The sequence below is a fragment of the Streptomyces sp. LS-MS-L19 genome (assembly GCF_058382285.1).
On the sequence record NZ_JBYCLL010000001.1, the window covers coordinates 5,341,172 to 5,362,335 of the forward strand.

The window sequence follows — 21,164 nt, forward strand, 5'->3', positions numbered from 1 at the left end:
CCGCGCGTCGAGACCCGCACACTCATCCCAGGAACCCCGACTCGGAACCCGAACCCCATGGCACGCCCCTCTCCCCACGGTCAGTCTGGCACCGTGAGCGCCCGAAAGCGGCCGTGATGGCCGGACTCACCGCGATGTGCGGTTCCCGGCAATTCAGTGGCAGGGGGCAGCGAGGCCGACGCCCGTGGCGCTTACCGAGGGCGCCGCTTCGGTGGCGTCGGGCCCGGGATGACGTCGAGGTCCATGTGCTCCTTGAACAGGTGGACCAGGTTGGCGCCGTCGAGGAGTTCGAGCCTCCCGTGCTCGTTGGCGAACGCCTCGCTCGCCCGGCCGAACCACGAAGTCGTCACCAGGATGCCCTTGGCCGCACGCTTGTGTTCCACGACGCCTGCGAGGGCGGAGACGGTCTCGAACGGCACCACATTCTTGGTGCGTTTGGCCTGGATGATGCATAGCCCTTTCATGACCGGGTCCGTGTTCATCGCGACCGCGTCCACACCTTCGTCCTTCGACGGCTGTGTGTTCACGCTGTCCAAGCCGATGGCCTCGAACAGTTGCCGGATGAGGTGCTCGAACTCTGTGGGGGTCAGGTCCATCAGTACAGGGCGGCTGTCCAGGCCGGCCACGACATCCAGGCTGTCCATGAGGCGGAACTTGGACAGGTCGAACGTGACCAACGGCCTTACCGGCTCCAGCTCGTACGGGTTGGGCGAGATCAGTGAACGCAGCCGCTTCAGGCAGGCTCGCGGGTCCACCTGTGTCAGGACCAGCTCGCCGAACTCGGCCCGGTCGGCCTGGAGCGTGATCAGGCACGGATGGACGTTGCGCCCTGTGGCGCGGTCGATCGTGGCCACATGCCCGTTCAAGGCGACGGACCGGACTACGCCTTCGGTGTCGGCGGCGAAGAGTTCGTGGACAGTACGCAAGGCCGTCTGGGCCAGGACTGACGCGTAGAGTTCCTTGCGCTCTTTGTCCGGCTTCGGAACGGCTGTGATCTCGTCACGGGTCTTTACGTACCGGTACGCGCGGGCTAAAGGCACCACGTCTTCCAGGGGCAGGTCGATCTCGACCAGCAAGTCACCGGTGTCCGCCTGAAACGAGACCTGGTGGCTCTTCGGGAAACCGTGCGGATATACGGAGGCTGCCAGGACCTGGTCGACGAACCATTCGACAGCCTCGACATCCCTGTCCTGGTATGCGTTGTGGCGCCCCTCAAGAGTGGCGTTCCACGCTTCGACCCTGGCAGCTTCTTCCTGGTTTCCCTTCTCGTGCTCTGCGCGGGCCTTCTGCAACTTCTCCACGCGCTTCTTCTCGTCGCGCGCGTGTTCCCGCAGCGCCCTGTCGAACTGCTTGCGAGCGGCTTCGACCTCCGCGTCGTACCCTTTGCGTCCGAATCCGAGAGCACCCAGCAAGCCCCGTGGCGGCGCTGGCTCGTACTCCTCCCACCTGGGCAAAGGCGCGGCTTTGGCACGGCCCGTGGGCGGTGTGAACGGTGTGGGACTGAACTTCTGCTTCAGTCGCTCGAACGTCAGCGCACGCCCGTCCACGACGGACGTACGCAGCAGGCGGGAAAGCTGCTCGGCATCGTGCTCGGCCACGCTCGTACGGTCGGCAGCCTCTTGGGCGCGGGCCGCTTCGTACGCCAGCTTTTCTTCGCGAGCCTTCCGCTTGGCCGCGGCCTCTGCGGCCTTACGAGCCTTCTCCCGCTCTCTGGCCTGCCTCGCGAGTTCCCGCGCGTAAGGATCGTTCCCGCCCGCCACTGTTCGCCCCCAGCTCAGTGCATGATCGTCACTCCGCAACGTTCCGCAGTATCTCGTACCACGTCGATGGCGTCAGCAGGCACTCACCCAAGGGGTCTTCTGGCGTGCACTGGCTCAGCACGGAGAGCGAGAGCCCAGCCCGGTAGGCACGGGTGGTGATCAGCGAGAAGGGCGTCTGCTGCCTGGCCGACGACAACGGTCTCTGCGCTGGTGAACCGAGGCTACCCAGGCCGTGGGTGGTGCACTGGTAGAGGCCGTGGACGTGCGAATGTTGGTGACATATTCTTCTATGTACATCACCAACATAGTGTGAGAGGCGCCGTATGTCTGTGACCCAGATCGACATCGATGACGATGCCCTGGAACGCGCCATGGTCCTGTCCAAGGTCAGGACCAAGAAGGAGGCGGTCAATCTCGCCCTGCGCTTCTACGCCGAACAGCAGGAGCGCGCGGCGCGCATCAGCCGTCACTTCGAGCGTGGGCGTGAGTGGGGTGCTGTTGAGGACGCGGAGCGACTGCATCGGGCGGAGAAGGGCGGCCGGTGATCTATCTGCTCGACACGTCGGGCCTGGTCCGACTGCTCCGTGACCCCAAACTGCAATCGGCCTGGTACGACACCATCGACGCCGGGGCCATCGCATCCTGCTACGTGCAGCGCGCCGAATTCCTCCACAGCGCCCGGAACGGACGCGAGTACGACGAGATCACGGAGATGTTCACCGACCTGTACGCCGATGTGTCGGTACCGAAGAACGCGGGGCGCTGGATCAGCGCAGTACAACACCGGATGGCTCGGGCCGGTGAGCATCGCAGCGCTTCAGCCGTGGACCTCGTCATCGCCGCGACCGCAGCCCATCACGGACTGGCCGTTCTGCACGACGACGCCGACTACCGCACCATTGCCCGGCACGCATCCGACCTGACCGAGCACAGCATCCACGACATCGCCTGAGGGGTGGCCGCAACGCTCGCGTCCACCGTTGCGGGCTCGTTGAAACGCCGTCCACCAGGCAGGAGTTGGGCAATCAACAGTGCTGCGCGGCGTCTGCACGCGCCATCCGTCTCTCCAGTGGGACGGGCAGGCTGAGGGCTCGCAGGTGCGACCGTTGTGGTTGATGTGGCGAAACTGCAGGTCAGAGGAGCTGTTCGCGGTGAGATCCGGTGGGTCTGCCATGACCCTGAGAACTTGTGCCCTCCGCGTGCCCAATCTTCGTGTACCGGGTGGCCGGTTCCTGCGGAGAAATCCTCGCCAACAAAGAAGCCCCAGGCCGTTGACCTGGGGCTTTAATAAGAGCGGGTGACGAGAATCGAACTCGCGCTCTCAGCTTGGGAAGCTGATGTTCTACCATTAAACTACACCCGCGTGAGACGCCGGACGGAACCGGTGTCGAACGCAACGTTACCTTACCTCATGCCAGGCCCCCGGCGCTGAAGCCGCGGGGCCTGAGTGCGTTTCAGGGGTGGGACTGGGCTGCGGGGGGCGCGAGTTGGGGCGTACGGTGTGGGTGTGGAAGAGGGTCCGGGCGGGACCGGAGTGCCGCCTGGAGGGCCGTCCCGAGCATCCCGTAATGTGGCATTTGTCGTCAGGTGAGCAGTAGCCCGACGCGGCTCTTGGGGAAGGGACTCTAGGACTTGATGGAGCGCACCGTCGTCCGTTGTGCCGATGGGCACGTGTTCAGCACCGCTTCGTTCCCGATGCAGCAGGCCGAGCGCCTCGGCCCCGGACGACTCGTCCGGTGTCCTCGCTGTGCCCGGCTTCGAAGCGTCGTTCCGGTGGCCTTGGAGAAGCACTAGAAGGAAGCGCGGTAAGCAGGTACCAGGCGCGCGGACCGTCCGGTGGTGGTCGGTCCGCGCGCTTTGCGTATCCTCGGGGCGTGCTTCTCTCAGACAAGGACATCCGGGCCGAGATCGACGCCGGGCGCGTGCGGATCGATCCCTACGACGAATCCATGGTGCAGCCGTCCAGCATCGACGTACGGCTGGACCGGTACTTCCGGGTGTTCGAGAACCACCGGTACCCGCACATCGACCCCTCCATCGAGCAGAGCGACCTCACGCGGCTCGTGGAGCCGGAGGGCGACGAGCCGTTCATCCTGCACCCCGGGGAGTTCGTCCTCGCTTCGACGTACGAGGTCATCACGCTGCCGGACGACCTCGCCTCCCGCCTGGAGGGCAAGAGCTCGCTGGGGCGGCTCGGGCTGGTCACCCACTCCACGGCCGGGTTCATCGACCCCGGCTTCTCCGGGCACGTGACCCTCGAGCTCTCCAACCTCGCCACGCTCCCCATCAAGCTCTGGCCCGGCATGAAGATCGGCCAGCTGTGCATGTTCCGGCTCTCCTCGCCGGCCGAGTTCCCCTACGGCAGCGAGCGCTACGGCTCCCGCTACCAGGGCCAGCGCGGCCCCACCGCCTCCCGCTCCTTCCTCAACTTCCACCGGACCCAGGTATGAGCGCCGACGACGCACGGGAGAACCTCACCTACGAGGCGTTCGGCACCGCGGTCCGCGAGCTCGCGCAGACCATCGCCGACGACGGCTACGAGCCCGACATCGTCCTGTCAATCGCCCGCGGCGGCGTCTTCGTAGCGGGCGGGCTGGCGTACGCCCTCGACTGCAAGAACATCCACCTGGTGAACGTCGAGTTCTACACCGGCGTGGGGACCACCCTCGACATGCCCGTCATGCTCGCCCCCGTCCCCAACGCCATCGACTTCTCCTCCAAGAAGGTCCTGATCACCGACGACGTCGCCGACACCGGCAAGACGCTCAAGCTGGTCCGCGACTTCTGCCTGGACACCGTCGCCGAGGTCCGCTCCGCGGTCATCTACGAGAAGACCCAGTCCCTGGTGAAGTGCGAGTACGTCTGGAAGCGCACGGACGACTGGATCAACTTTCCGTGGAGCGTCCTGCCTCCGGTGAGCAAGTCGGGCGAGGCGCCCAAGGAGAACCGGGAAGCGGTCTGAGCCGCGGGTCCTCGCGGATCGCTGAGGAGGCCCTACCGGCGGGTCGGCCTTGGCCTGCGGGGGCGTAGCCAGCGGCGAAGTGCCTCTGTGTTCCGCTCCTTGGCGGCCGTCGTCCGGGTCGGCTCCCCAGAGCTCGTGTGGAAGGCCCACAGGGGTGACCAGTGTCCGCGCCCACGGGAATCGGTCCAGCGGACCGCGGGGAACCCGGTGATCTCCGTGATGCTGCCGCGGGGGATGGTCCGCGTCCACAGGTATCCGCGAACCGTCAGCTCGGCGTCCCCGCACGAGACGCCGAGCCGGTACCCGCGTACGGCGATGACCACGCAGACGAGCAGCACCGTGCAGCCCGCCAGGCGCGGGTACCCATCGGGGGCCTGGGCCGTGTAGACGAGGCTTCCGGCAGCGGGGACCAGGCCCAGACCGCTGTTGGCCAGGCGGCCCCACGGCACCAGCTCCACGGCGGCTCCTCCCATCCGGTGATCCAATCCTCTACTGGCAAGGTGGCTGTCAGGCCGAGGAGGGCGTAGGCGACGTTCTTGCGGAACTCGGCCTCACCCACCGCTCGGTCGAACTCGTTGAACAGGTCGTAGCCGGCGATCAGCAGCTTGGTGCGCAGCTGCCGTGTCTCACCGAGGATGTCCCGTACCGCCAGGCCGACCACGAGGCGTTCGCCGCGCTCGCGCTCCGGGGTCACGGCCGCGCCGTCCTCGGGTACCGGGCGGGGCAACCGGGCCCGGTCCTGGAGAAAGCGGGTCGTCGTAAGGCGCCGGACGCGAGCACTCCGGCAGGGTGTATCAGGTCTCCGAGGCGATGCAGGGACGCCAAGACGCCGTGGGACCGCCGGGGCGTCGGAACGCGGTCCTCCAGGATCAGCCACAGCGTCAGGAGCCAGATGCAGCCTGCCGAGAGAGGTGCTCGCACGTCGCGAAGGCCCGGCAGCAGATTCGCCGGCACATTGTCCCCCTGATCCGTGTGCCGCCCCGAAGCCGGCGGCCTCTGCGGCGTCCCGAGTATCCGAGAAACGGCTCCGACCGCGCATCCCCACCGGGCTCACGCATAGCGAAGGGCCCCCGGTGACCGCGCACCGCGAGCCCTTCCACGCGCCGGGGAGGCTAGAACGTGCCCAGCTTCACGATCGACAGCAGGGCGATCAGCTGGATCGCCGAGGCGCCCAGGGCCTTCGGCCAGGGGAGGTCGTGGGACTTGGAGACCATCAGGGTGAGGAGCGCGCCGGCCGCCACCCAGGTGGCCCAGCCGAGGAGCTGGACGAAGCCCGCGTCGCCGCCGAAGAACATGGCCACGATCAGGCGGGGGGCGTCCGTGAGGGACATGATCAGCATGGAGAGGCCGACCGTGGGCTGCCACGCGCCGTCGCCGCCGAGCTGGCGGGCCAGGGCGTGGGTGACGACGCCCAGCACGAAGGCGGACAGGACCATCGCGACGGCGGTCGTGAGGACGATCGGGACCGCGTTCGACAGGGTCGCGTTGATCGCGTCCTTGCGGGCCTCCTCGAAGCCGAAGACCGCGAGCAGGCCGTAGAGGAACGTCACGATGAGGGCGGGGCCCCACATGGCGTAGTCCCGCATCTGGAGGAAGGTCTGCTGGGGCGCCAGGACGATGCCCTTCAGCAGCTCCTTCCAGTGCAGACGGGGGCCCACGGGCGCGGGGGCCGAGCCGGCGCGGTAGGTGCCGCCCTGGTTGTAGGGGTCCTCGTCGATCGAGAACGCCTGGGTGTGGCCGGGGTTGTTCGCCGCGTACGGGTCATGGCCGCCCTGCGGCTGCGGGGCGCCGTTGCCGAAGTACTCCGGCTCGTCGTAGCCCCCACCGCCGCCCTGGGTCCACTGCCCCGGGTGGGGCTGCGGCGCGGGGGGATAGCCGTACGGCTGTCCCTGGGGCGCCTGCTGCCCGTACGGAGGTTGTTGCGGTCGCGTATGAGGAGCGCCGTTGTCCCGGCCGCGTCCGATCCTGAATCCAGCCACGTCTTCGAACGTACCTGGTCCTGGAGAGTGGTGTACGCGGCCGGGCATTCCGGGGACGGCTTTGCTGCCGAGCTGTGACATCCCCTAAGGGGGTTCTCAGCGGTCCCCTACGGGCCTCCCGCGCCCCGGGTCGAGGCTCCTCAGTCGGCCAGCGCGGCGCCGAAGAAGGCACGGTTGCCCAGGCCCAGGCCGCTCACGGTCCGCGTGACCGAACCCGTGCCGGTCGGGCCGGAGGCGGTGCCGGGGAAGAGGTGCAGACGGCCGATGTCCGGTGCGGAGACGACGAGCTCGGCGCGGCCGTCGCGGTTGTGGTCGCGCAGCAGGACCGAGGTGCCGAACCAGGAGTCGCTCTCGTCGGCCGGGCGTTGGAAGCCGGGCGTGGTGTAGTCGATCTGGCGGGCGTTCGTGCCGGTGATCCCGGACTTCCCGCCGCGCAGGACGGTGACGGCGCCGGCGCGCCAGAACTCGCTGCCGAGCGTCTCGTTCGGGGCCCCCACCGCGAGGTCCGGGTAGCCGTCACCGTTGGTGTCCCCGGCTGTGACGTCGAAACCGAAGTCGTCGCCGGTCTCGCGCACCCCCGGCACGCCCGCGGTGTTCTGGGTGATCGACCTGACCGAGCTGCTGAAGCCGGTGGCGGTGCCGTTGAGGAGGTGGACCGCCTCGCCGTTGCCCGCGCGGGCCGCTCCGACGGCCAGGTCGCCGTATCCGTTCCTGTCGAAGTCGGCGATGGTGGCGGACGCGGCGTAGGAGAGGTCGGCATCGCCGGGGAGCGGCAGGTTGTACTTCTTGGGCGGTGCGACGGGGCCGTTCCCGCCGCCGCGGTAGAACCAGACGCGCTGGTGGTTGCTCCAGTCGTTGCCGATCACCGCGAAGTCGGCGGTGCCGTCCTTGGTGACCTTGCCCGAGACGACCAGTGCGGGCCTGATGTCCTCGCCGTCGACCGGGTCGAGGTTGGTGGCCTTGCCACGGGAGCCGGACCTGGTGAACGGGCCGCGCAGGAACCAGACGTAGTTGTCGCCCACCGAGACCACGTCGACCTTGCCGTCCGCGTTGAAGTCGCCCACGGCCACGTCCTTGGCGAAGCTGTCCGTGCCCCCCGGGATCGCGTAGTCGCTGCCGCCGCTCAGGCCGGTCTTCGAGCCCCACAGGATGGTGAAGGTGCCGCGGTGGGAGGAACCGACGCTCTCGTTGGGGGCGGTGGCGACCACGTCGGCGTAACCGTCCTTGTTCACGTCGGCCGTGGTGACCTTGGTGCCGAAGAAGTCCTTGGCCTCCGCCGCGCCCTCGACGCCGGAACTGTTCTGGGTGACGACCGTGCGTTGGGTGAAGTCCAGCCCCTTCGACGTGCCCCACACGACCACCACCGCGCCCGCCTGCTTCTTCCCGCCGACCGTGGCGGTGCTGTCGCCGACGGCGAGGTCGGGGTAGCCGTCGCCGTTGAAGTCGTCGGCGTACTTCGAGGCCGCCGCGCCCGCCGGGGCGGCGAGGACGAGCGGACTCAGGCCGGTGGCGAGGAGGGCGGCGGCCAGGAGGAAGGGGCGGGTGCGGGTGGTCAAGGGGGCTCCATGGGCGTTCGGTGATCCTGGGATCGCGCGGTGTCGCGATCAGGAGACCCTCGGCAAGGGGCTTGGGTTGTACGGAAGTCGGGTCCCGCCCGTGGAGGTGTCAGGAACCGAGGAACGCGGACGTCGAGAACGTGACGACCGGCTCCGCGCTCACGAGGCCCTTCCTCGCGCCCGGGTAGACCGCGACGATGTCCTTCGTCTCGCTCCGGTACGTCCGCACCGCCAGGTCGGCCCGTCCGTCGCCGTCGAAGTCGGCGACCGCGAGGACCCGGGTGGTGCCGGTGGCGGGGGGTTCGACGGTCACCGTCGTCTGACGGGACAGCCCGGTCGTACGGCCTTGCAGGATCCGGAGCCGGGAGCCGCTGGAGACCAGTTCGGACCGGCCGTCGCCGTCGAAGTCGGCCGCGTCCAGGACCGAGCCGGGCACGTCCAGGGTCGCGCGTATGGCGGCGGGGAGGTCGTAGCGCAGAGACGTTCCGCCCATGGCCCCGACCGCCGCGTCCAGGGCCTTGCCGTGCCCGAAGTCGCCGAGGGCCACGTCGATTCCGGTCGGCAGGGCGGTGCCGGTGCGGGTGGGGCCCGCCGGGCCGCCGAGGACCACGGCGGAGGGGCCGGTGCCCTCGGTCGTACGGACGATCAGGTCGTCGTAGCCGTCGCGGTTCACGTCGGCCGCCGGGCCCGTGGGGACCTCGCCGGGCGACGCGAGCGGGGCCCCGGCCGTGCGGGGGGCGCCCTTGCGGGTGAACGGGCCGCGCAGGTAGCTGAGTCGGCCGCCGGTGGCGTGCAGGACCAGGTCCTTGGCGTCGTCGCCGTCGAAGTCCCCGCAGACGGGCTGGTCGGGCCAGTCGTTTCCGGCGCGGGCCGCGGCCGGCACGGTGAGGTGAACGGCCTTGCCGCTCAGGCCCGTCGGGGAGCCGAAGAGGATCTGGAGCGGGACCGGGGGGCGGCCCTGACCGTCGTAGGGCGGGTCGGTGGAGACGACGAGGTCCGTGAAGCCGTCGTCGTCCAGGTCACAGGTGGCCTCCGCGTCGAAGAGGGCGGGGAGTTGGCCGTCGGTCGCCGCGCCCTGCCGACCGGGGGCGATCAACTGCCGTGCGCCCGGCACGAGTCCGCGCGCGCTGCCGTACACGATGCCGATGCCCGGGTCGTCCGCGTGCGCCTGCTCCTTGACCAGGTCACCGAGGACGAGGTCGCGGTGTCCGTCGCCGTTGAAGTCGTCGGGGGTGGTGCTGCCCTTGCCTCGGGGGACGGGGAGTCGGGCGGGGGTGTCGGCGTTGCGTACGGGGGTGGGGGCGGCGGAACCGGTGTGCTGGGCCGGGCCGCAGGCGGCCAGCAGGAGCAGACACCCGAGCGCCGACACCGCGACCGTCCCGCTTCTCCGCCCGCGCACCGCTCACCCCGTCAGCCCCATCGACAACGACCCGGCAATCATGCACCTGTTCGATGCACGGAGACACCCCCGGGAGGCCCCCGCCCGTGACACGGCGCGCGGAGCGGGCCCCGAGGGGGGTCGCACGGGGAACTCGGCGTGCACGGACCGCCCCGAGGGGGCTCGCACAGGGAAGGCCGCGTGCACAGACCGCCCCGAGGAGGGCGCTCGCACGGGGAACTCGGCGTGCGAGGAGCGCCCCGGGAGATCACATCGGGAACTCGGTCGGTCTGTCCGTCACCGGAGCGGGCGGGGCGGCCGGTCGCAGCCGGAGCCGCTGCGCGGCGAGCAGCAGCAGGTAGTACGGGTTGAGGAAGAGGTAGCGCCGCCACAGCCGACGGGGTTCCAGCGCCAGCCGCCCCAGCCACTCCCAGCCGTGCTTCTGCATCCACACGGGAGGCCGACGCAGCATCCCGGCGTGGAAGTCGAACGCGGCACCGACCGCGAGCAGCGGCATTGGCAGCAGCGGACGCATCGCGTGCACGAAGACCTCCTGGCGCGGACAGCCGAGCCCGACCAGGAGGATCCGCGCCCCGGACCCGGTGATCCGGGCGGCGAGCTTCGCGTCCTCACCGGGACGCGCCGTGCGGAACCTGGAGGCCTCGCGACCGACGATCTTCAGGGCGGGGAGCGTGTTCTGCAGGTTCAGGACCAGTCGGTCGAGCGTCTCCTCCGTCGAGCCGTACAGGTACACCGGGAGGCCCTCGTCGGCGGCCGCACGCAGCACCCGCTCCGTCAGGACCGGCCCGCACACCCGGTCGGTGAGCCCCGTGCCGTGCAGCAGGTTCAGGGCCCAGCGCACCGGCTGACCGTCGGGGGTCACCAAGTCGTACGAGTTGAGCCGGGCGCCGTGCTCCCGGTCCAGCACGCCGGTCATCACCCCGTGGACGGCCAGTGCGGTGACCGCGAACGGGCGGCGGTTCCGGGCTGCGGTGAGCACGGCGTCCAGCGCCTGCTCGTAGGTCGTCGCGTCGACGAGGACGCCGAGAACATTCTTTTTCACCGCGCCGGAAGCCACCTGTCCGCGTTGGCCTCGTGGATCTCGTTCATGATCAGGGGCACGTCGTACGTCAACCGCCACTCGGGATAGTGCTGTTCGAACCGGGCGTTGGAGCTGATCCACCAGATGTGGTCGCCGGCCCGGGCCGTGTCCACGTGCTCGACGGTCATCGCGTTCCCGGAGATCCTCTCGGCCAGCGCGATCGCCTCCAGGTTGGAGACGTTGGCGTGCCGGCCACCGCCCAGGTTGTAGACCTCGCCGCTGCGGGGCGCGCGGAAGAACGCCTCGAACGCGGCCACCACGTCGTGGCTGTGGATGGCGTCCCGCACCTGCTTGCCCTTGTGGCCGATGAGCCGGTACGTGCGCCGTTCCATCGCGCAGCGCATCACGTAGGCGAGGAAGCCGTGCAGTTCGGTGGCGGAGTGGCCTGGCCCGGTGAGCGTGCCGCCGCGGAAGCAGGCCGTCCTGAGCCCGAAGTAGCGCCCGTACTCCTGGACCATGACGTCGGCGGCCACCTTCGACGCGCCGAAGACCGAGTGCAGACAGGCGTCGATGGACATGTCCTCGGAGATGCCCGCGCGGTAGCGGTGACCCCGGGCGATCTCCCAGCGGGTCTCCTCCTCCACCATCGGCAGGGAGTTGGGGCGGTCGCCGTAGACCTTGTTGGTCGAGCAGTGGATCAGCGGGGCGTCGGCGCAGTGCTCGCGGACGTTCTGCAGGACGTTGAGCGTCCCCCCGGCGTTGATGTCGAAGTCCGTGTACGGATCGCGGGCCGCCCAGTCGTGGGACGGCTGGGCCGCGGTGTGGATGACGACGGCGATGTCCCGGCCGTACTTGCGGAACACGGCCTCCAGGGCGTCCCGGTCGCGGATGTCGACGTCCTGGTGCGTGTAGGACCTGCCGAGGTCGGCGGACAGCCGGTCCACGTTCCACGCGGTGGACGCCTCCGGCCCGAAGAACCGGGCGCGCATGTCGTTGTCGACGCCGACCACGTCGAGGCCCAGGCCCGCGAAGTGCCGTACCGCCTCCGACCCGATGAGACCGGCTGAGCCGGTCACCACTGCGACGCTCAAACCAACACCTCCTGAGGAGAGCTGACATGGGTTCCGGGCTGCGCTTCCCGCCGGAGCCGGGCCCGCCGTGCCCGGTCGCCCCCGAGCAGGATTCCGGCCGCCCAGAAGAAGGGGGTGGCGCCGAAGGGTGATTCGAGGATCACGCCCAGCAGTGCCGCGATGAGCAGGGAGAGCACCAGCAGCACGCACAGCGACGTCAGTTCGTCCGGCGGGCCGCCGCGGATGATCCGGAGCGTGACGGTCAGGAGCCTGACCAGGAGGGCGACGACGAGGGCGAGCCCGACGATGCCCAGCCGGGCGAAGCATGTGACCAGGTAGTTGTGGGGGGAGCGCACGCCGATGCCCCGGCCGATGGGAAGGTCGCCGTTGGACAGCTGGAGGAAGTCCGGTCCGAAGCCGACGCCGACCGTCGTGCGTTCCGGGTCGTCCAGGGTGTACCTCACGACCTGTTGCCATGCGATCAGGCGTGCGCGCTTGGTGCCTTGCGCGTTCTCCACGATCTCCGAGGACGACGCGGACGTGGCGTTGAGCGCGAGGAGGCGCTGACCGGCCGGGGACATCGGCAGGACCACCGCCACGGCGAGGACGGCGGTCGCTCCCAGCAGCACGGCGCGGGCGGTGAGCCGGCCGTTGCCGCTGGCCCTGAACACCACGGCCACCAGGACGCAGGCGGCGCAGGAGAGCAGACCTGCCCGGTTGACCTGGGCCAGGCCGGTGACGAGCGCCGCGACCGCCACCGATCCGTGCAGCCAGAGGCGTCCCCGTCGGATCCTCAGGATCGACAGGCCGGCCAGCACTCCGAGCACCGCCACGTCGAAATCGGTGCGGATCTCGAAGACGCGCGTGTTGCCCACCTCGGGCAGGGTCGCGACGAACCGCGGTGCGAGTGTCGCCACGACCATCCAGGCGAGGTGCAGCAGCAGTCCGCCGTGGATCATCCGGACGGTTCGCCGTCCGCCCGCCTCGCCCACCCTCTGGTACGCGCTCGCGGACAGATGGGCGATCGCGGCGTAGGCGAACGGCGCCGCGTCACGGGCGGCCGTCCGCACGTCGTCCTCGGTGCCCAGCAGCCGTAGCGCGGTGACGACCAGCAGCAGACCGACCAGGACCCCCGGGCCGTACACGCGGTCGGGGCGTTTCCCGGACAGCGCTCTCAAGGTGACGGCGTGCAGGAAGGCCGCGCCCAGCAGCAGGTCACCGATGTACAGCGGGCCCACTCGCATGTGCGAGACCCAGCGGCCGCCGGTGAGCAGAACGGCGACCACCACCACACCGGCGACGAGACGGTGATCGTTCGTGGGTTCCCGGCCCGATGACGCCATGTGCACCCCCGTCCCCTACGCGAGCGCCGTGGCGCGGTCCCCGGCGACGCGGGTCGCCTCCTCGTACACCCCGGCGATGCGGGCGAGCCAGGCCCGCTCGGTGAAGCGGTCGGTGTACACCTGCCGGCAGTGGGCGCGCAGCGACGGGAAGCGGTCGGCCGCCTCCGCCAGGACCCGGGCGAGCGGCTGGTCCCACCGGGTGACCAGGCCGGTGCCGTGTTCGCGTACCGCCTCGGCCACCGACGAGCCCTCGAACGCCAGCGTCGGCAGCCCGGCCGCCAGCGCCTCGACCTGCACGCACGGCTGGACCTCGTACCAGCGGCTGGGGAAGACCAGGCCGCGGTATGCGGGCATCCGACGGCACAGTTCGGCGCGGTCGAGCCGGCCCAGGAACCGGACGGAGGAAGGAGCGGCGGCCCGGCACTCGGCGAGTAGCTCGCCGTCGCCGAACACGTCCAGCGGTGCGTCGGCCGGCCACTGGCGCAGCAGTTCCAGGACGCCCTTCTCGGCCGACAGGCGCGCGGCGACGAGCCAGCGCCCCGTGGTGTCGTCCGGTGCCTCCTCCGACACCGGCGCGTCGACGAAGTTGGGGACGAGGGACAGTCGCCCGGCGGGCACACCGGCCTGGCGGTACGTCTCCTCGCTCAGCCGGGAGTTCACCACCAGCCGGTCGGCGCGGGCCAGCAGGGGATCCCGGGCCGGGCCGTGCCGTCCGGCCCAGGCAAGCGGCAGGGTCGCGGCCCGGGAACCGCGGTAGCAGCCGAAGCGCAGGGCCGCCCACGGGTCGCCGCTCGGGCAGCGGGTGCAGACGGCACCCGCGCGGTAGAGCGTCGCGGCGGCGCACATGGGGCGGTAGTTGTGCAGGGTCGCGACGAGCGGGCCGGCCCACTGCCGGACCCAGGAGCGGCCGAAGTTGGGGAACAGGTTGTGGACGTGCACGAGGTCGGGGGCGAAGTCGCGCAGGCGCGCGAGCGGGTTGTTGCCCCGGCCCGACGCCACGCGTGCCGCCGCCCGCAGCGGGTAGAGCGGGTCCCGGGCCAGTTCGTCGGTGTGCGCGGCGAACAGCTCCACGGTGTGGCCCGCCGTGTCCAGTGCCCGCACCTGGTCGCGTACGAGTGCGTTCTCCCCGCTGGGTTTCCCGGCGGTGTAGAAGCTGTGTACTACCGCGATTCTCATACAGGGCGCCTTCGGTCGTCGTCAGCGGAGCCCGCACGCTCTTCGGGCAAGAGCCAAAATCGCTCAACAGGTGAGCGGTACCGGTGCTTTGGGGAGGCGGTCCCGGCAAGCCCACCCGTCTGGCGGAGCCCGGACACCGCTCCGGCCGCGGGACGCACCCGAGTCGGCCTCCTCGCCCGGATGCTGCTTATCGGGTGATCGCTCTGCGCGGACAAGCGTCGTCACCGGGTCCGCCGTGCACCCGTCGGACACACTCGGTGGCGTCCTCGGAGACGGCTGGAGAGGGTGACCTTGACTGTTCGGGGAGACGTACCTTATGTACCCCTGCCGGGGCGCGCGCCGGAGCAGTTCGACCGGGAGCCGACCCGTCACGGGCGAAGACGCCTGAGCAAACCCGCCTGGTACCGGCCGATCACGGTGGCCGCCGACGCGGTGGGAGCGGGCGTGCCCGCCTACGCCGCCTTCCGCCTGGCCGGCGAGACGCTCGCGCTGTGGTCCGCGGCGGTCGCGGCGCTGGCGTGGGTGTGCGTACGGGCCTCACGCGGCCGCTACACCTGGCGGGACCTCGGGGAGCGGGGCCCCGACCCCGTGCTGCGGGACTGGCTGATCCTCGTGGGGCTGCTCGTGCTGGCGAGAGCGGCGACCGGCGTGGAACCCCCGCGCCAGGTCGCGCTGGCCGGCCTGGTCGCCTGTCTCCCGGTCACGCTGATCTGCCGAGGGCTGACGCACCGGCATCTGCGGGCCCGGCGCCGGTCCGGGCGGGCGGTACGCCGGGCCCTGGTGATCGGGGAGGCGGGCGCGCTCGACGCCCTGGCTCAGCATCTGGCGCGGCGCACCGATCACGAGTTCATCGTGGTCGGGGCGTGCGCGATCGGCGACGGGGCCCCCGGCGCGGTGGCTCCGGTCGTGGCACGGCTGAACGCGTCGGCGCCGGAGCGGCCCTCCGACGACTCCCTGCCCGTGCTGACCGCGGCCCGGAGACTGGACGTGGACCTGGTCCTCGTCGTGTCCGGGCCGAGCATGGCGGGAGAGCGGCTGCGCCGACTGTCCTGGGCCGTCCACGAGTACGGTCGTCCGCTCGTCGTCGTGCCCGGCGTGACCGAGGTGGCGCAACGCCGGGTCAGTGTCTCGTCCGTGGCGGGCCTGACGATGCTGCACGTCGCGCCTCCCGTGCGCCGCGGCGCGGCCGCGCTGCTGAAGGAGGTGACGGACCGGGTGGGCGCTGCTGTGCTGCTCGTGCTGCTGGCCCCGGTGTTCCTCGCCGTGGCGATCGCCGTACGGCTGGATTCGCCGGGCACGGTCCTGCACCGCCAGCTCCGCGTCGGACAGGGCGGCCGTCCGTTCAGCATGGCGAAGTTCCGCACCATGGTCGCGGACGCCGAGCGGCTCAGGGACGAGCTCACCAGGACCAACGAGCACGACGGGCTGATGTTCAAGATGCGCAGCGATCCCCGGATCACGCGGGTGGGCCGGGTGCTGCGGCGCTCGTCGCTGGACGAACTCCCCCAGCTGTTCAACGTGTTGTGCGGGCACATGTCGTTGGTGGGGCCGAGGCCACCGCTGCCCGACGAGGTGGCGGAGTACAACGAGGTGGAGCTGCGACGGCTGAGCGTCAAACCGGGGCTCACCGGTCTGTGGCAGGTCAGCGGGCGCTCCAACCTGTCCTGGGACGAGACGATCGCCCTGGATCTGCGCTACGTCGACAACTGGTCTCCCACCGTCGATCTCGGCATCCTCGGCCGGACCCTGCGCGCCGTCGTCGAGGGCAACGGCGCCTACTGAGCGCGCATGCCGGCCCGCCACAGCGCGGCGGGCAGCAAGCCCCGCTCCCGGGCGACCCGCACACCGTGCAGTCCCGCCCCGTACCGTGCACAGCACAACGCCAGCACGGCCGCCGCCGTCAGCTTGGCCGCGAGGACCACCGGCCCGGGGCAGCTGTCCGCGAGTGCCTGCTGAACGGTCCACAGGGCACCCCAGATCAGGCCGGAGAGCGCGACGGCCTGGGCGTACCCCTGGGCGACCGGCCGGCGGGTGGAGGGGAAGAGCCGGTTCAACCACAGGGAGAACAGGGTCTGTTTGGTGAGCTGGCTCACCAGCAGGGCCGCCAGCAGTCCGTGGACTTTGAAGCCCAGGTACAGGGCGACGGCCATGCCGGCGACGAGAACCGTCACCTGCACCAGATGGATGACCATCTTGGGTCCCACCGAGCCGATGGCCTCCATGAGCGTGCCCGAGAACTGTGCGACCAGGCCGAGCACGCTGACCAGGCCCAGCATCGGGACCAGCGCCGCGCTGCCCCGCCACTGAGGGCCGAGCAGCAGGGCCACCAACTGGTCGCCGCTCGCGCCGATCACCGCCCACAGGGCGAAGAGGACGAGCGCGGTCAGAGACGTGGAGTCGGCGTAGAAGGCGGCGAGCCGGCCGGTCTCGTGCTGGATGCGGCTGAGGGCGGGCAGGAGCACCTTGCTCGCCGCCTGCTGGATCTGCTGCAGCGGGTACGAGGCCAGCAGAGCGGCGCGGTCGTAGAGCCCGGCGGTGGCGACCCCCAGGTAGCGGCCGATGGCCAGCTTGGGCAGATCGCTCGTGAGGTACTCCAGGAAGCCGTTGACCGAGACCTTCCCGCCGAAGCGCATCACGTCCCGCATGGCCCGCACGTCGAACAGCGGACGGAGCGGGTGCCGGACCAGGAGGTAGGACAGCAGGCTCTGCAGCAGGTTCCAGCCGAGCGTGCCGTAGACCAGGCTCCACACACCCGCGCCGAGCAGGGCGGACGCGAGGGAGACCACGCAGTAGCCGACGACGAAGGAGAAGAAGTCGGTGCAGGCGACCGCCCGGTAGCGCATGCCGCGGCTCAGCAGCCCCGTGGCGGGGGCGCCCAGGGCCGCGATCAGCAGACACAGGGCGAGCGCCCGGATCATGCCGGTCAGGTCGGCCGGACCGCGGACCAGTTCGGTGCCGTACGGCGCGAGCCACCAGACCGCCGCGGAGCAGCAGCCGCCGACGGTGAGGGCCAGGGCGAGGATCACGCGTACGTCGCGAGGGGTGAGGGTGGGGCGCTGGATCACCGCGGAGCTCAGGCCGCCCTGCGCGAAGTGGTGGGCGAACCGCGGCACCACGAAGGCCAGGGCCATCAGGCCGAAGTCCTCAGGGGTGAGCAGCCGGGCCATCACCGCCGCGTACGGGATCTGCAACGCGGCGGAGGCCGCGCCGGCGAGGGAGGTCCAGCGCATTCCCCGGACTGTGGCGGACGTCAGCTGCGTCATGGCGACAGGATCCTCCAGCCGTCGTACCGCGCGGTGAAATGCGCGACGCGCGGTATGCGCATTCACACGTGAGAGTGATCGCGCTTTTCCAGTTGACGTCTGTGTGCGCCGCTGAGCTCCGCTCGGGTACCGGCCAAACAGTGCATGACCGCCGCTGCGTTCCGTGGCGGGTCAAGAATCCGCTCATATCCTTTTCAAGGTTTTTGCAGCATCTCCACCCTCCCTGAATTCATGGAGAAAGCCATGCGTGTTGCCGTGACCGGTGGGGGCGGTTTTCTGGGCTCGCACCTGTGTGAGGCACTGCTGCGACGCGGAGACGCGGTGGTGTGCCTCGACAATCTGAGTACGGGACGGCCCGAGAACATCGCGCACTTGCGGAAATACCCCGCCTTCGAATTCATCCATACCGACGTGAGCGTGAGCGCGGAAATCCCCGGTTCCGTCGACGCGGTCGCCCATCTCGCGAGCCCCGCGTCACCGCCGGACTATCTGCGGCTGCCGCTGGAGACCCTCGCCGTGGGCAGCCGGGGCACCGAGAACGCCCTCGAACTCGCCAGGCGCCACAGCGCCCGGTTCCTGCTCGCCTCCACGAGCGAGGTCTACGGCGATCCGCTGGTCCATCCCCAGGTCGAGGACTACTGGGGGAACGTCAACCCGGTCGGACCGCGCAGCGTGTACGACGAGGCCAAACGGTACGCCGAGGCCGTCTCGCTCGCCTACCGCCGCACTCACGGCGTCGACGTGGGAATCGTCCGGATCTTCAACACCTACGGTCCGCGCATGCGCCCGCAGGACGGCCGGGTCGTCTCCAGCTTCATCGCCCAGGCCCTCGCCGGGGAACCGCTGACCATCTACGGCGACGGCAAGCAGACCCGCAGCTTCTGCTACGTGAGCGACCTGATCCGCGGACTGGTCGGGATGCTGGACTCGTCCGAGACCGGTCCGTTCAATCTCGGGAACCCGGAGGAGTGGCTGGTCTGCGACCTCGCCGAGCTGGTGCTGGACCTCACGGGTTCGGGCTCGCGGATCCAGTACCACCCGCTGCCCACCGACGACCCGGTGCGCCGCCGCCCGGACATCACCCGGATCCGCGAACACCTCGGCTGGCACCCGGAAGTACCGGTCGCGGACGGAGTGCGGCGGACGGTGGAGTGGTTCGCCGACCGCGCGTACGACACCGCCGGAGCGTGGTGACCCATGCCCGCTCGCACCACCGTCCTGGTGACCGGCGGCGCCGGATTCATCGGCAGCCACACCTGCGTCGAACTCCTGGACCACGGCTATGACGTGGTGGTGGTCGACGACTACTCCAACAGCGTGCCCGGCGCCCTGGAACGCGTGGCGAAGATCGCCACTCGCCCGCCGGTCGCCGTGCACGAGATCGACCTGCTCGACCGGCGGGCGCTGTTCCGGGTCTTCGACGAGCACCGCGTCGACGCCGTCATCCACTTCGCCGCGCGGAAGGCCGTCGGTGAGTCCGTGGAACTGCCCGTCGAGTACTACGACACCAACGTCGGCGGCACCACGGCACTCCTGCACGCCATGCGCGACCACGGAGTACGCCGCCTGGTGTTCTCCTCGTCCTGCTCGATCTACGGCGATGCCACCAAGGTGCCGCTCACCGAGGCGGATCCGGCCCGCCCCACCAACCCCTACGCCGCCTCGAAGTGGCTGTGCGAGCAGGTGCTCGCCGACATCTGCCGGCACCTGGCCGGGTTCTCCGTACTGGCCCTGCGTTATTTCAACCCGGTCGGCGCGCACCCCAGCGGACTGCTCGGCGAAGTCCCCCGCACAGCCGTGCCCAACAACGTGATGCCCTACCTCGCCCGGGTCGCCGCCGGCCGCCTCCCGAGGCTCAGCGTCTTCGGCGGTGACTATCCCACCGCCGACGGCACCGGCGTGCGCGACTACATCCATGTGATGGACGTCGCCGAAGGCCACCGGCTCGCACTGGAACACCTCGACGACGAGGTCGGCATGCGGGTCTTCAACCTCGGTACAGGACGCGGGACTTCGGTGCTCGAACTCCTCGCGGCCTTCCAGCGCGCCTGCGGCAGACCGATCCCGTACGAGGTCACCGACCGCCGGCCCGGCGACGTGCCGGCTCTCGTCGCCGACCCCGGTGCCGTGGCCCGGGCGTGGAACTGGAGCACGGCACGGGATCTCGACGCCATGTGCCGGGACGCATGGCGATTCCAGGAGCTCAACCCGTCCGGCTACCCGAACTGACACAGAAAGCGGCGAGTGAGATGCGACTGACCGTCATCGGAACGGGATACCTCGGCGCCGTGCACGCCGCGTGCATGGCCGACATCGGCCACGAGGTGCTGGGCGTCGACATCGACGCGGAGAAGATCGCCGCCCTCGCCGAGGGCCGGGTCCCCTTCTTCGAGCCCGGGTTGCAGGAGGTGCTCGGCAGAACCGTCGGATCCGGGCGACTGCGCTTCACCACCTCGCTCGACGAGGCGGCCGACTTCGGCGAGGTGCACTTCGTCTGTGTGAACACCCCGCAGCGCCGGGACTCCCCGGCCTGCGACCTGCGGGCGGTGGACGCCGTGATCGACACACTGGCGCCACGGCTGAGCCGCGCCTGTCTGATCGTGGGCAAGTCCACGGTGCCCGCGGGAACGACGGCCCGGCTCACGGCGCGAGTCCAGGAACTGGTCCCACCGGGCAGCGACGTGGAGGTCGCCTGGAACCCGGAGTTCCTCCGCGAGGGCTTCGCCGTCCAGGACACGCTCCGTCCGGAGCGGCTGGTGGCCGGGGTCCTGTCCGGGCGGGCCGACCAGACCCTGCGCGAGGTGTACGCACCGATGCTGCGGGCAGGCGTGCCCTACATCAGCACGGATCCGGCCACCGCCGAACTGGTGAAGGTCGCAGCGAACTCGTTCCTCGCCACCAAGATCTCGTTCATCAACGCCATGGCCGAGGTCTGCGACGCCACGGGCGCGGATGTCACCACCCTGGCCGATGCCCTCGGGCATGACACCCGCATCGGCCGTCGCTTCCTCTCCGCGGGCCTCGGGTTCGGGGGCGGCTGCCTCCCGAAGGACATCAGGGCGTTCACGGCCCGCGCCGACGAACTCGGCGTCGGCGGCGCGGTGTCGTTCCTGCGCGAGATCGACGAGATCAACACACGGCAGCGGCGACGCACCGTCGACATCGCCCGGGACATGGTGGGCGGGGAGTTCACCGGCCGCCGTGTCGCCGTTCTCGGTGCCACGTTCAAGCCCGACAGCGACGACGTCCGCGACTCCCCGGCCCTGGCGGTCGCGGCCGCGATCCACCGGGAGGGCGCGGAGGTGCGGCTCCACGATCCGGAGGGGATGGACAACGCGCGTGCCGTGCTCCCCGTGCTCGGCTACGCCGCCGATGTCACCAAGGCGTGCGAGGGCGCAGACCTGGTGCTGCACCTGACCGAGTGGAGCGACTACCGCCGGATCGACCCGGCCGCCCTAGCCGCCGTGGCACCGGCACGCAGGATCCTCGACGCGCGCAACGCCCTCGATCCGGCGTCGTGGCGCGCGGCCGGCTGGACCCTGCGGGCGCTCGGCCGGCCGCTCCCGCCTCCGCTGCCGAACCAGCAGAGCGCCGCCGACCATGAGCCGGCCGTCTGCTCCGCCGAGGTGGGCTGA

The 21,164-nt window shown here is 70.3% G+C and carries 18 protein-coding genes and 1 tRNA gene; 8 read left to right on the plus strand and 11 right to left on the minus strand.

Translation table 11 applies throughout. The features are described 5' to 3' along the window. Positions 1-191 precede the first annotated feature (191 nt). The gene (locus AC2XR2_RS23925) at positions 192-1,598 is read right to left on the minus strand and encodes a restriction endonuclease (RefSeq protein WP_381302836.1); all 1,407 of its coding nucleotides are present in this window, start codon (positions 1,596-1,598) and stop codon (positions 192-194) included. Positions 1,599-2,083: 485 nt separating this feature from the next. Between AC2XR2_RS23925 and AC2XR2_RS23930 the strand changes: the two genes are divergently transcribed. Both AC2XR2_RS23930 and AC2XR2_RS23935 read left to right on the plus strand, forming a co-directional pair. Further along, positions 2,084-2,305 (plus strand): type II toxin-antitoxin system VapB family antitoxin, encoded by a 222-nt coding sequence (locus AC2XR2_RS23930; protein ID WP_203615001.1) that lies wholly within the window; start codon positions 2,084-2,086, stop codon positions 2,303-2,305. Continuing rightward, positions 2,302-2,712 carry a PIN domain-containing protein gene (locus AC2XR2_RS23935; protein WP_381302837.1) on the plus strand — a complete coding sequence of 137 codons (411 nt, stop codon included), beginning with the start codon at positions 2,302-2,304 and terminating at the stop codon, positions 2,710-2,712. Before AC2XR2_RS23930 ends, AC2XR2_RS23935 begins: the two co-directional genes overlap by 4 nt. Before the next feature lie 340 nt (positions 2,713-3,052). On the opposite strand, the gene AC2XR2_RS23940 is transcribed toward AC2XR2_RS23935, so the two are convergent. Then, positions 3,053-3,123 (minus strand) — tRNA-Gly (locus AC2XR2_RS23940). Between the two features lie 511 nt (positions 3,124-3,634). Here AC2XR2_RS23940 and dcd point away from each other — a divergent pair. Then, positions 3,635-4,210 carry a dCTP deaminase gene (gene dcd / locus AC2XR2_RS23945; protein WP_330265552.1) on the plus strand — a complete coding sequence of 192 codons (576 nt, stop codon included), beginning with the start codon at positions 3,635-3,637 and terminating at the stop codon, positions 4,208-4,210. Further along, complete coding sequence (locus AC2XR2_RS23950) at positions 4,207-4,722, plus strand: phosphoribosyltransferase (RefSeq protein WP_491516257.1); 516 nt, start codon at positions 4,207-4,209, stop codon at positions 4,720-4,722. Before dcd ends, AC2XR2_RS23950 begins: the two co-directional genes overlap by 4 nt. Before the next feature lie 32 nt (positions 4,723-4,754). Here AC2XR2_RS23950 and AC2XR2_RS23955 read toward each other — a convergent pair whose 3' ends face one another. The 8 genes from AC2XR2_RS23955 to AC2XR2_RS23990 form a co-directional block, all read right to left on the minus strand. Further along, on the minus strand, positions 4,755-5,195 hold the full coding sequence (locus AC2XR2_RS23955; RefSeq protein ID WP_491516258.1) for a hypothetical protein: 441 nt from the start codon (positions 5,193-5,195) through the stop codon (positions 4,755-4,757). Between the two features lie 639 nt (positions 5,196-5,834). Then, positions 5,835-6,782: a YIP1 family protein gene (locus AC2XR2_RS23960; RefSeq protein WP_381302839.1), complete on the minus strand. Its 948-nt coding sequence runs from the start codon at positions 6,780-6,782 to the stop codon at positions 5,835-5,837. 59 nt (positions 6,783-6,841) lie between these two features. Then, a complete protein-coding gene (locus tag AC2XR2_RS23965) occupies positions 6,842-8,257 on the minus strand; it encodes an FG-GAP and VCBS repeat-containing protein (RefSeq protein ID WP_491516259.1) in 1,416 nt (471 codons plus the stop codon). A gap of 109 nt (positions 8,258-8,366) precedes the next feature. Continuing rightward, entirely contained in the window at positions 8,367-9,656 is a 1,290-nt protein-coding gene (locus AC2XR2_RS23970) for an FG-GAP repeat domain-containing protein (protein ID WP_491516260.1), read from the minus strand. A gap of 247 nt (positions 9,657-9,903) precedes the next feature. Then, the gene (locus tag AC2XR2_RS23975) at positions 9,904-10,698 is read right to left on the minus strand and encodes a WecB/TagA/CpsF family glycosyltransferase (protein WP_491516261.1); all 795 of its coding nucleotides are present in this window, start codon (positions 10,696-10,698) and stop codon (positions 9,904-9,906) included. After that, entirely contained in the window at positions 10,695-11,768 is a 1,074-nt protein-coding gene (locus tag AC2XR2_RS23980) for an NAD-dependent epimerase/dehydratase family protein (protein ID WP_491516262.1), read from the minus strand. The genes AC2XR2_RS23975 and AC2XR2_RS23980 overlap by 4 nt, the downstream gene beginning before the upstream one ends. Further along, positions 11,765-13,090: an O-antigen ligase family protein gene (locus AC2XR2_RS23985; RefSeq protein ID WP_491516263.1), complete on the minus strand. Its 1,326-nt coding sequence runs from the start codon at positions 13,088-13,090 to the stop codon at positions 11,765-11,767. The genes AC2XR2_RS23980 and AC2XR2_RS23985 overlap by 4 nt, the downstream gene beginning before the upstream one ends. A 15-nt stretch (positions 13,091-13,105) precedes the next feature. Beyond that, a complete protein-coding gene (locus tag AC2XR2_RS23990; RefSeq protein ID WP_491516264.1) occupies positions 13,106-14,266 on the minus strand; it encodes a glycosyltransferase family 4 protein in 1,161 nt (386 codons plus the stop codon). Positions 14,267-14,710: 444 nt separating this feature from the next. Between AC2XR2_RS23990 and AC2XR2_RS23995 the strand changes: the two genes are divergently transcribed. Then, a complete protein-coding gene (locus tag AC2XR2_RS23995; protein WP_381302846.1) occupies positions 14,711-16,048 on the plus strand; it encodes a sugar transferase in 1,338 nt (445 codons plus the stop codon). On the opposite strand, the gene AC2XR2_RS24000 is transcribed toward AC2XR2_RS23995, so the two are convergent. Further along, on the minus strand, positions 16,042-17,529 hold the full coding sequence (locus tag AC2XR2_RS24000) for an oligosaccharide flippase family protein (RefSeq protein ID WP_491516265.1): 1,488 nt from the start codon (positions 17,527-17,529) through the stop codon (positions 16,042-16,044). The genes AC2XR2_RS23995 and AC2XR2_RS24000 overlap by 7 nt on opposite strands. A gap of 243 nt (positions 17,530-17,772) precedes the next feature. On the opposite strand from AC2XR2_RS24000, the gene AC2XR2_RS24005 reads away from it, so the two are divergent. The 3 genes from AC2XR2_RS24005 to AC2XR2_RS24015 are packed head-to-tail and all read left to right on the plus strand — an operon-like array spanning position 17,773 to position 21,164. Further along, complete coding sequence (locus AC2XR2_RS24005; RefSeq protein ID WP_491516266.1) at positions 17,773-18,723, plus strand: UDP-glucuronic acid decarboxylase family protein; 951 nt, start codon at positions 17,773-17,775, stop codon at positions 18,721-18,723. A 3-nt stretch (positions 18,724-18,726) separates the two neighbouring features. Continuing rightward, positions 18,727-19,758, plus strand: a complete 1,032-nt coding sequence (gene galE / locus AC2XR2_RS24010; RefSeq protein WP_381302849.1) for a UDP-glucose 4-epimerase GalE — start codon at positions 18,727-18,729, stop codon at positions 19,756-19,758. A 20-nt stretch (positions 19,759-19,778) separates the two neighbouring features. Further along, the gene (locus tag AC2XR2_RS24015; protein ID WP_491516267.1) at positions 19,779-21,164 is read left to right on the plus strand and encodes a UDP-glucose dehydrogenase family protein; all 1,386 of its coding nucleotides are present in this window, start codon (positions 19,779-19,781) and stop codon (positions 21,162-21,164) included.

Coding starts and splice junctions, on each gene's coding strand:
- galE (WP_381302849.1), top strand. CDS start 18,727: ATGCCCGCTCGCACCACCGTCCTGGTGACCGGCGGCGCCGGATTCATC.
- AC2XR2_RS23930 (WP_203615001.1), top strand. CDS start 2,084: ATGTCTGTGACCCAGATCGACATCGATGACGATGCCCTGGAACGCGCC.
- AC2XR2_RS24005 (WP_491516266.1), top strand. CDS start 17,773: ATGCGTGTTGCCGTGACCGGTGGGGGCGGTTTTCTGGGCTCGCACCTG.
- AC2XR2_RS23985 (WP_491516263.1), bottom strand. CDS start 13,090: ATGGCGTCATCGGGCCGGGAACCCACGAACGATCACCGTCTCGTCGCC.
- AC2XR2_RS23955 (WP_491516258.1), bottom strand. CDS start 5,195: ATGGGAGGAGCCGCCGTGGAGCTGGTGCCGTGGGGCCGCCTGGCCAAC.
- AC2XR2_RS23950 (WP_491516257.1), top strand. CDS start 4,207: ATGAGCGCCGACGACGCACGGGAGAACCTCACCTACGAGGCGTTCGGC.
- AC2XR2_RS23960 (WP_381302839.1), bottom strand. CDS start 6,782: ATGTCACAGCTCGGCAGCAAAGCCGTCCCCGGAATGCCCGGCCGCGTA.
- AC2XR2_RS24015 (WP_491516267.1), top strand. CDS start 19,779: ATGCGACTGACCGTCATCGGAACGGGATACCTCGGCGCCGTGCACGCC.
- AC2XR2_RS24000 (WP_491516265.1), bottom strand. CDS start 17,529: ATGACGCAGCTGACGTCCGCCACAGTCCGGGGAATGCGCTGGACCTCC.
- AC2XR2_RS23990 (WP_491516264.1), bottom strand. CDS start 14,266: ATGAGAATCGCGGTAGTACACAGCTTCTACACCGCCGGGAAACCCAGC.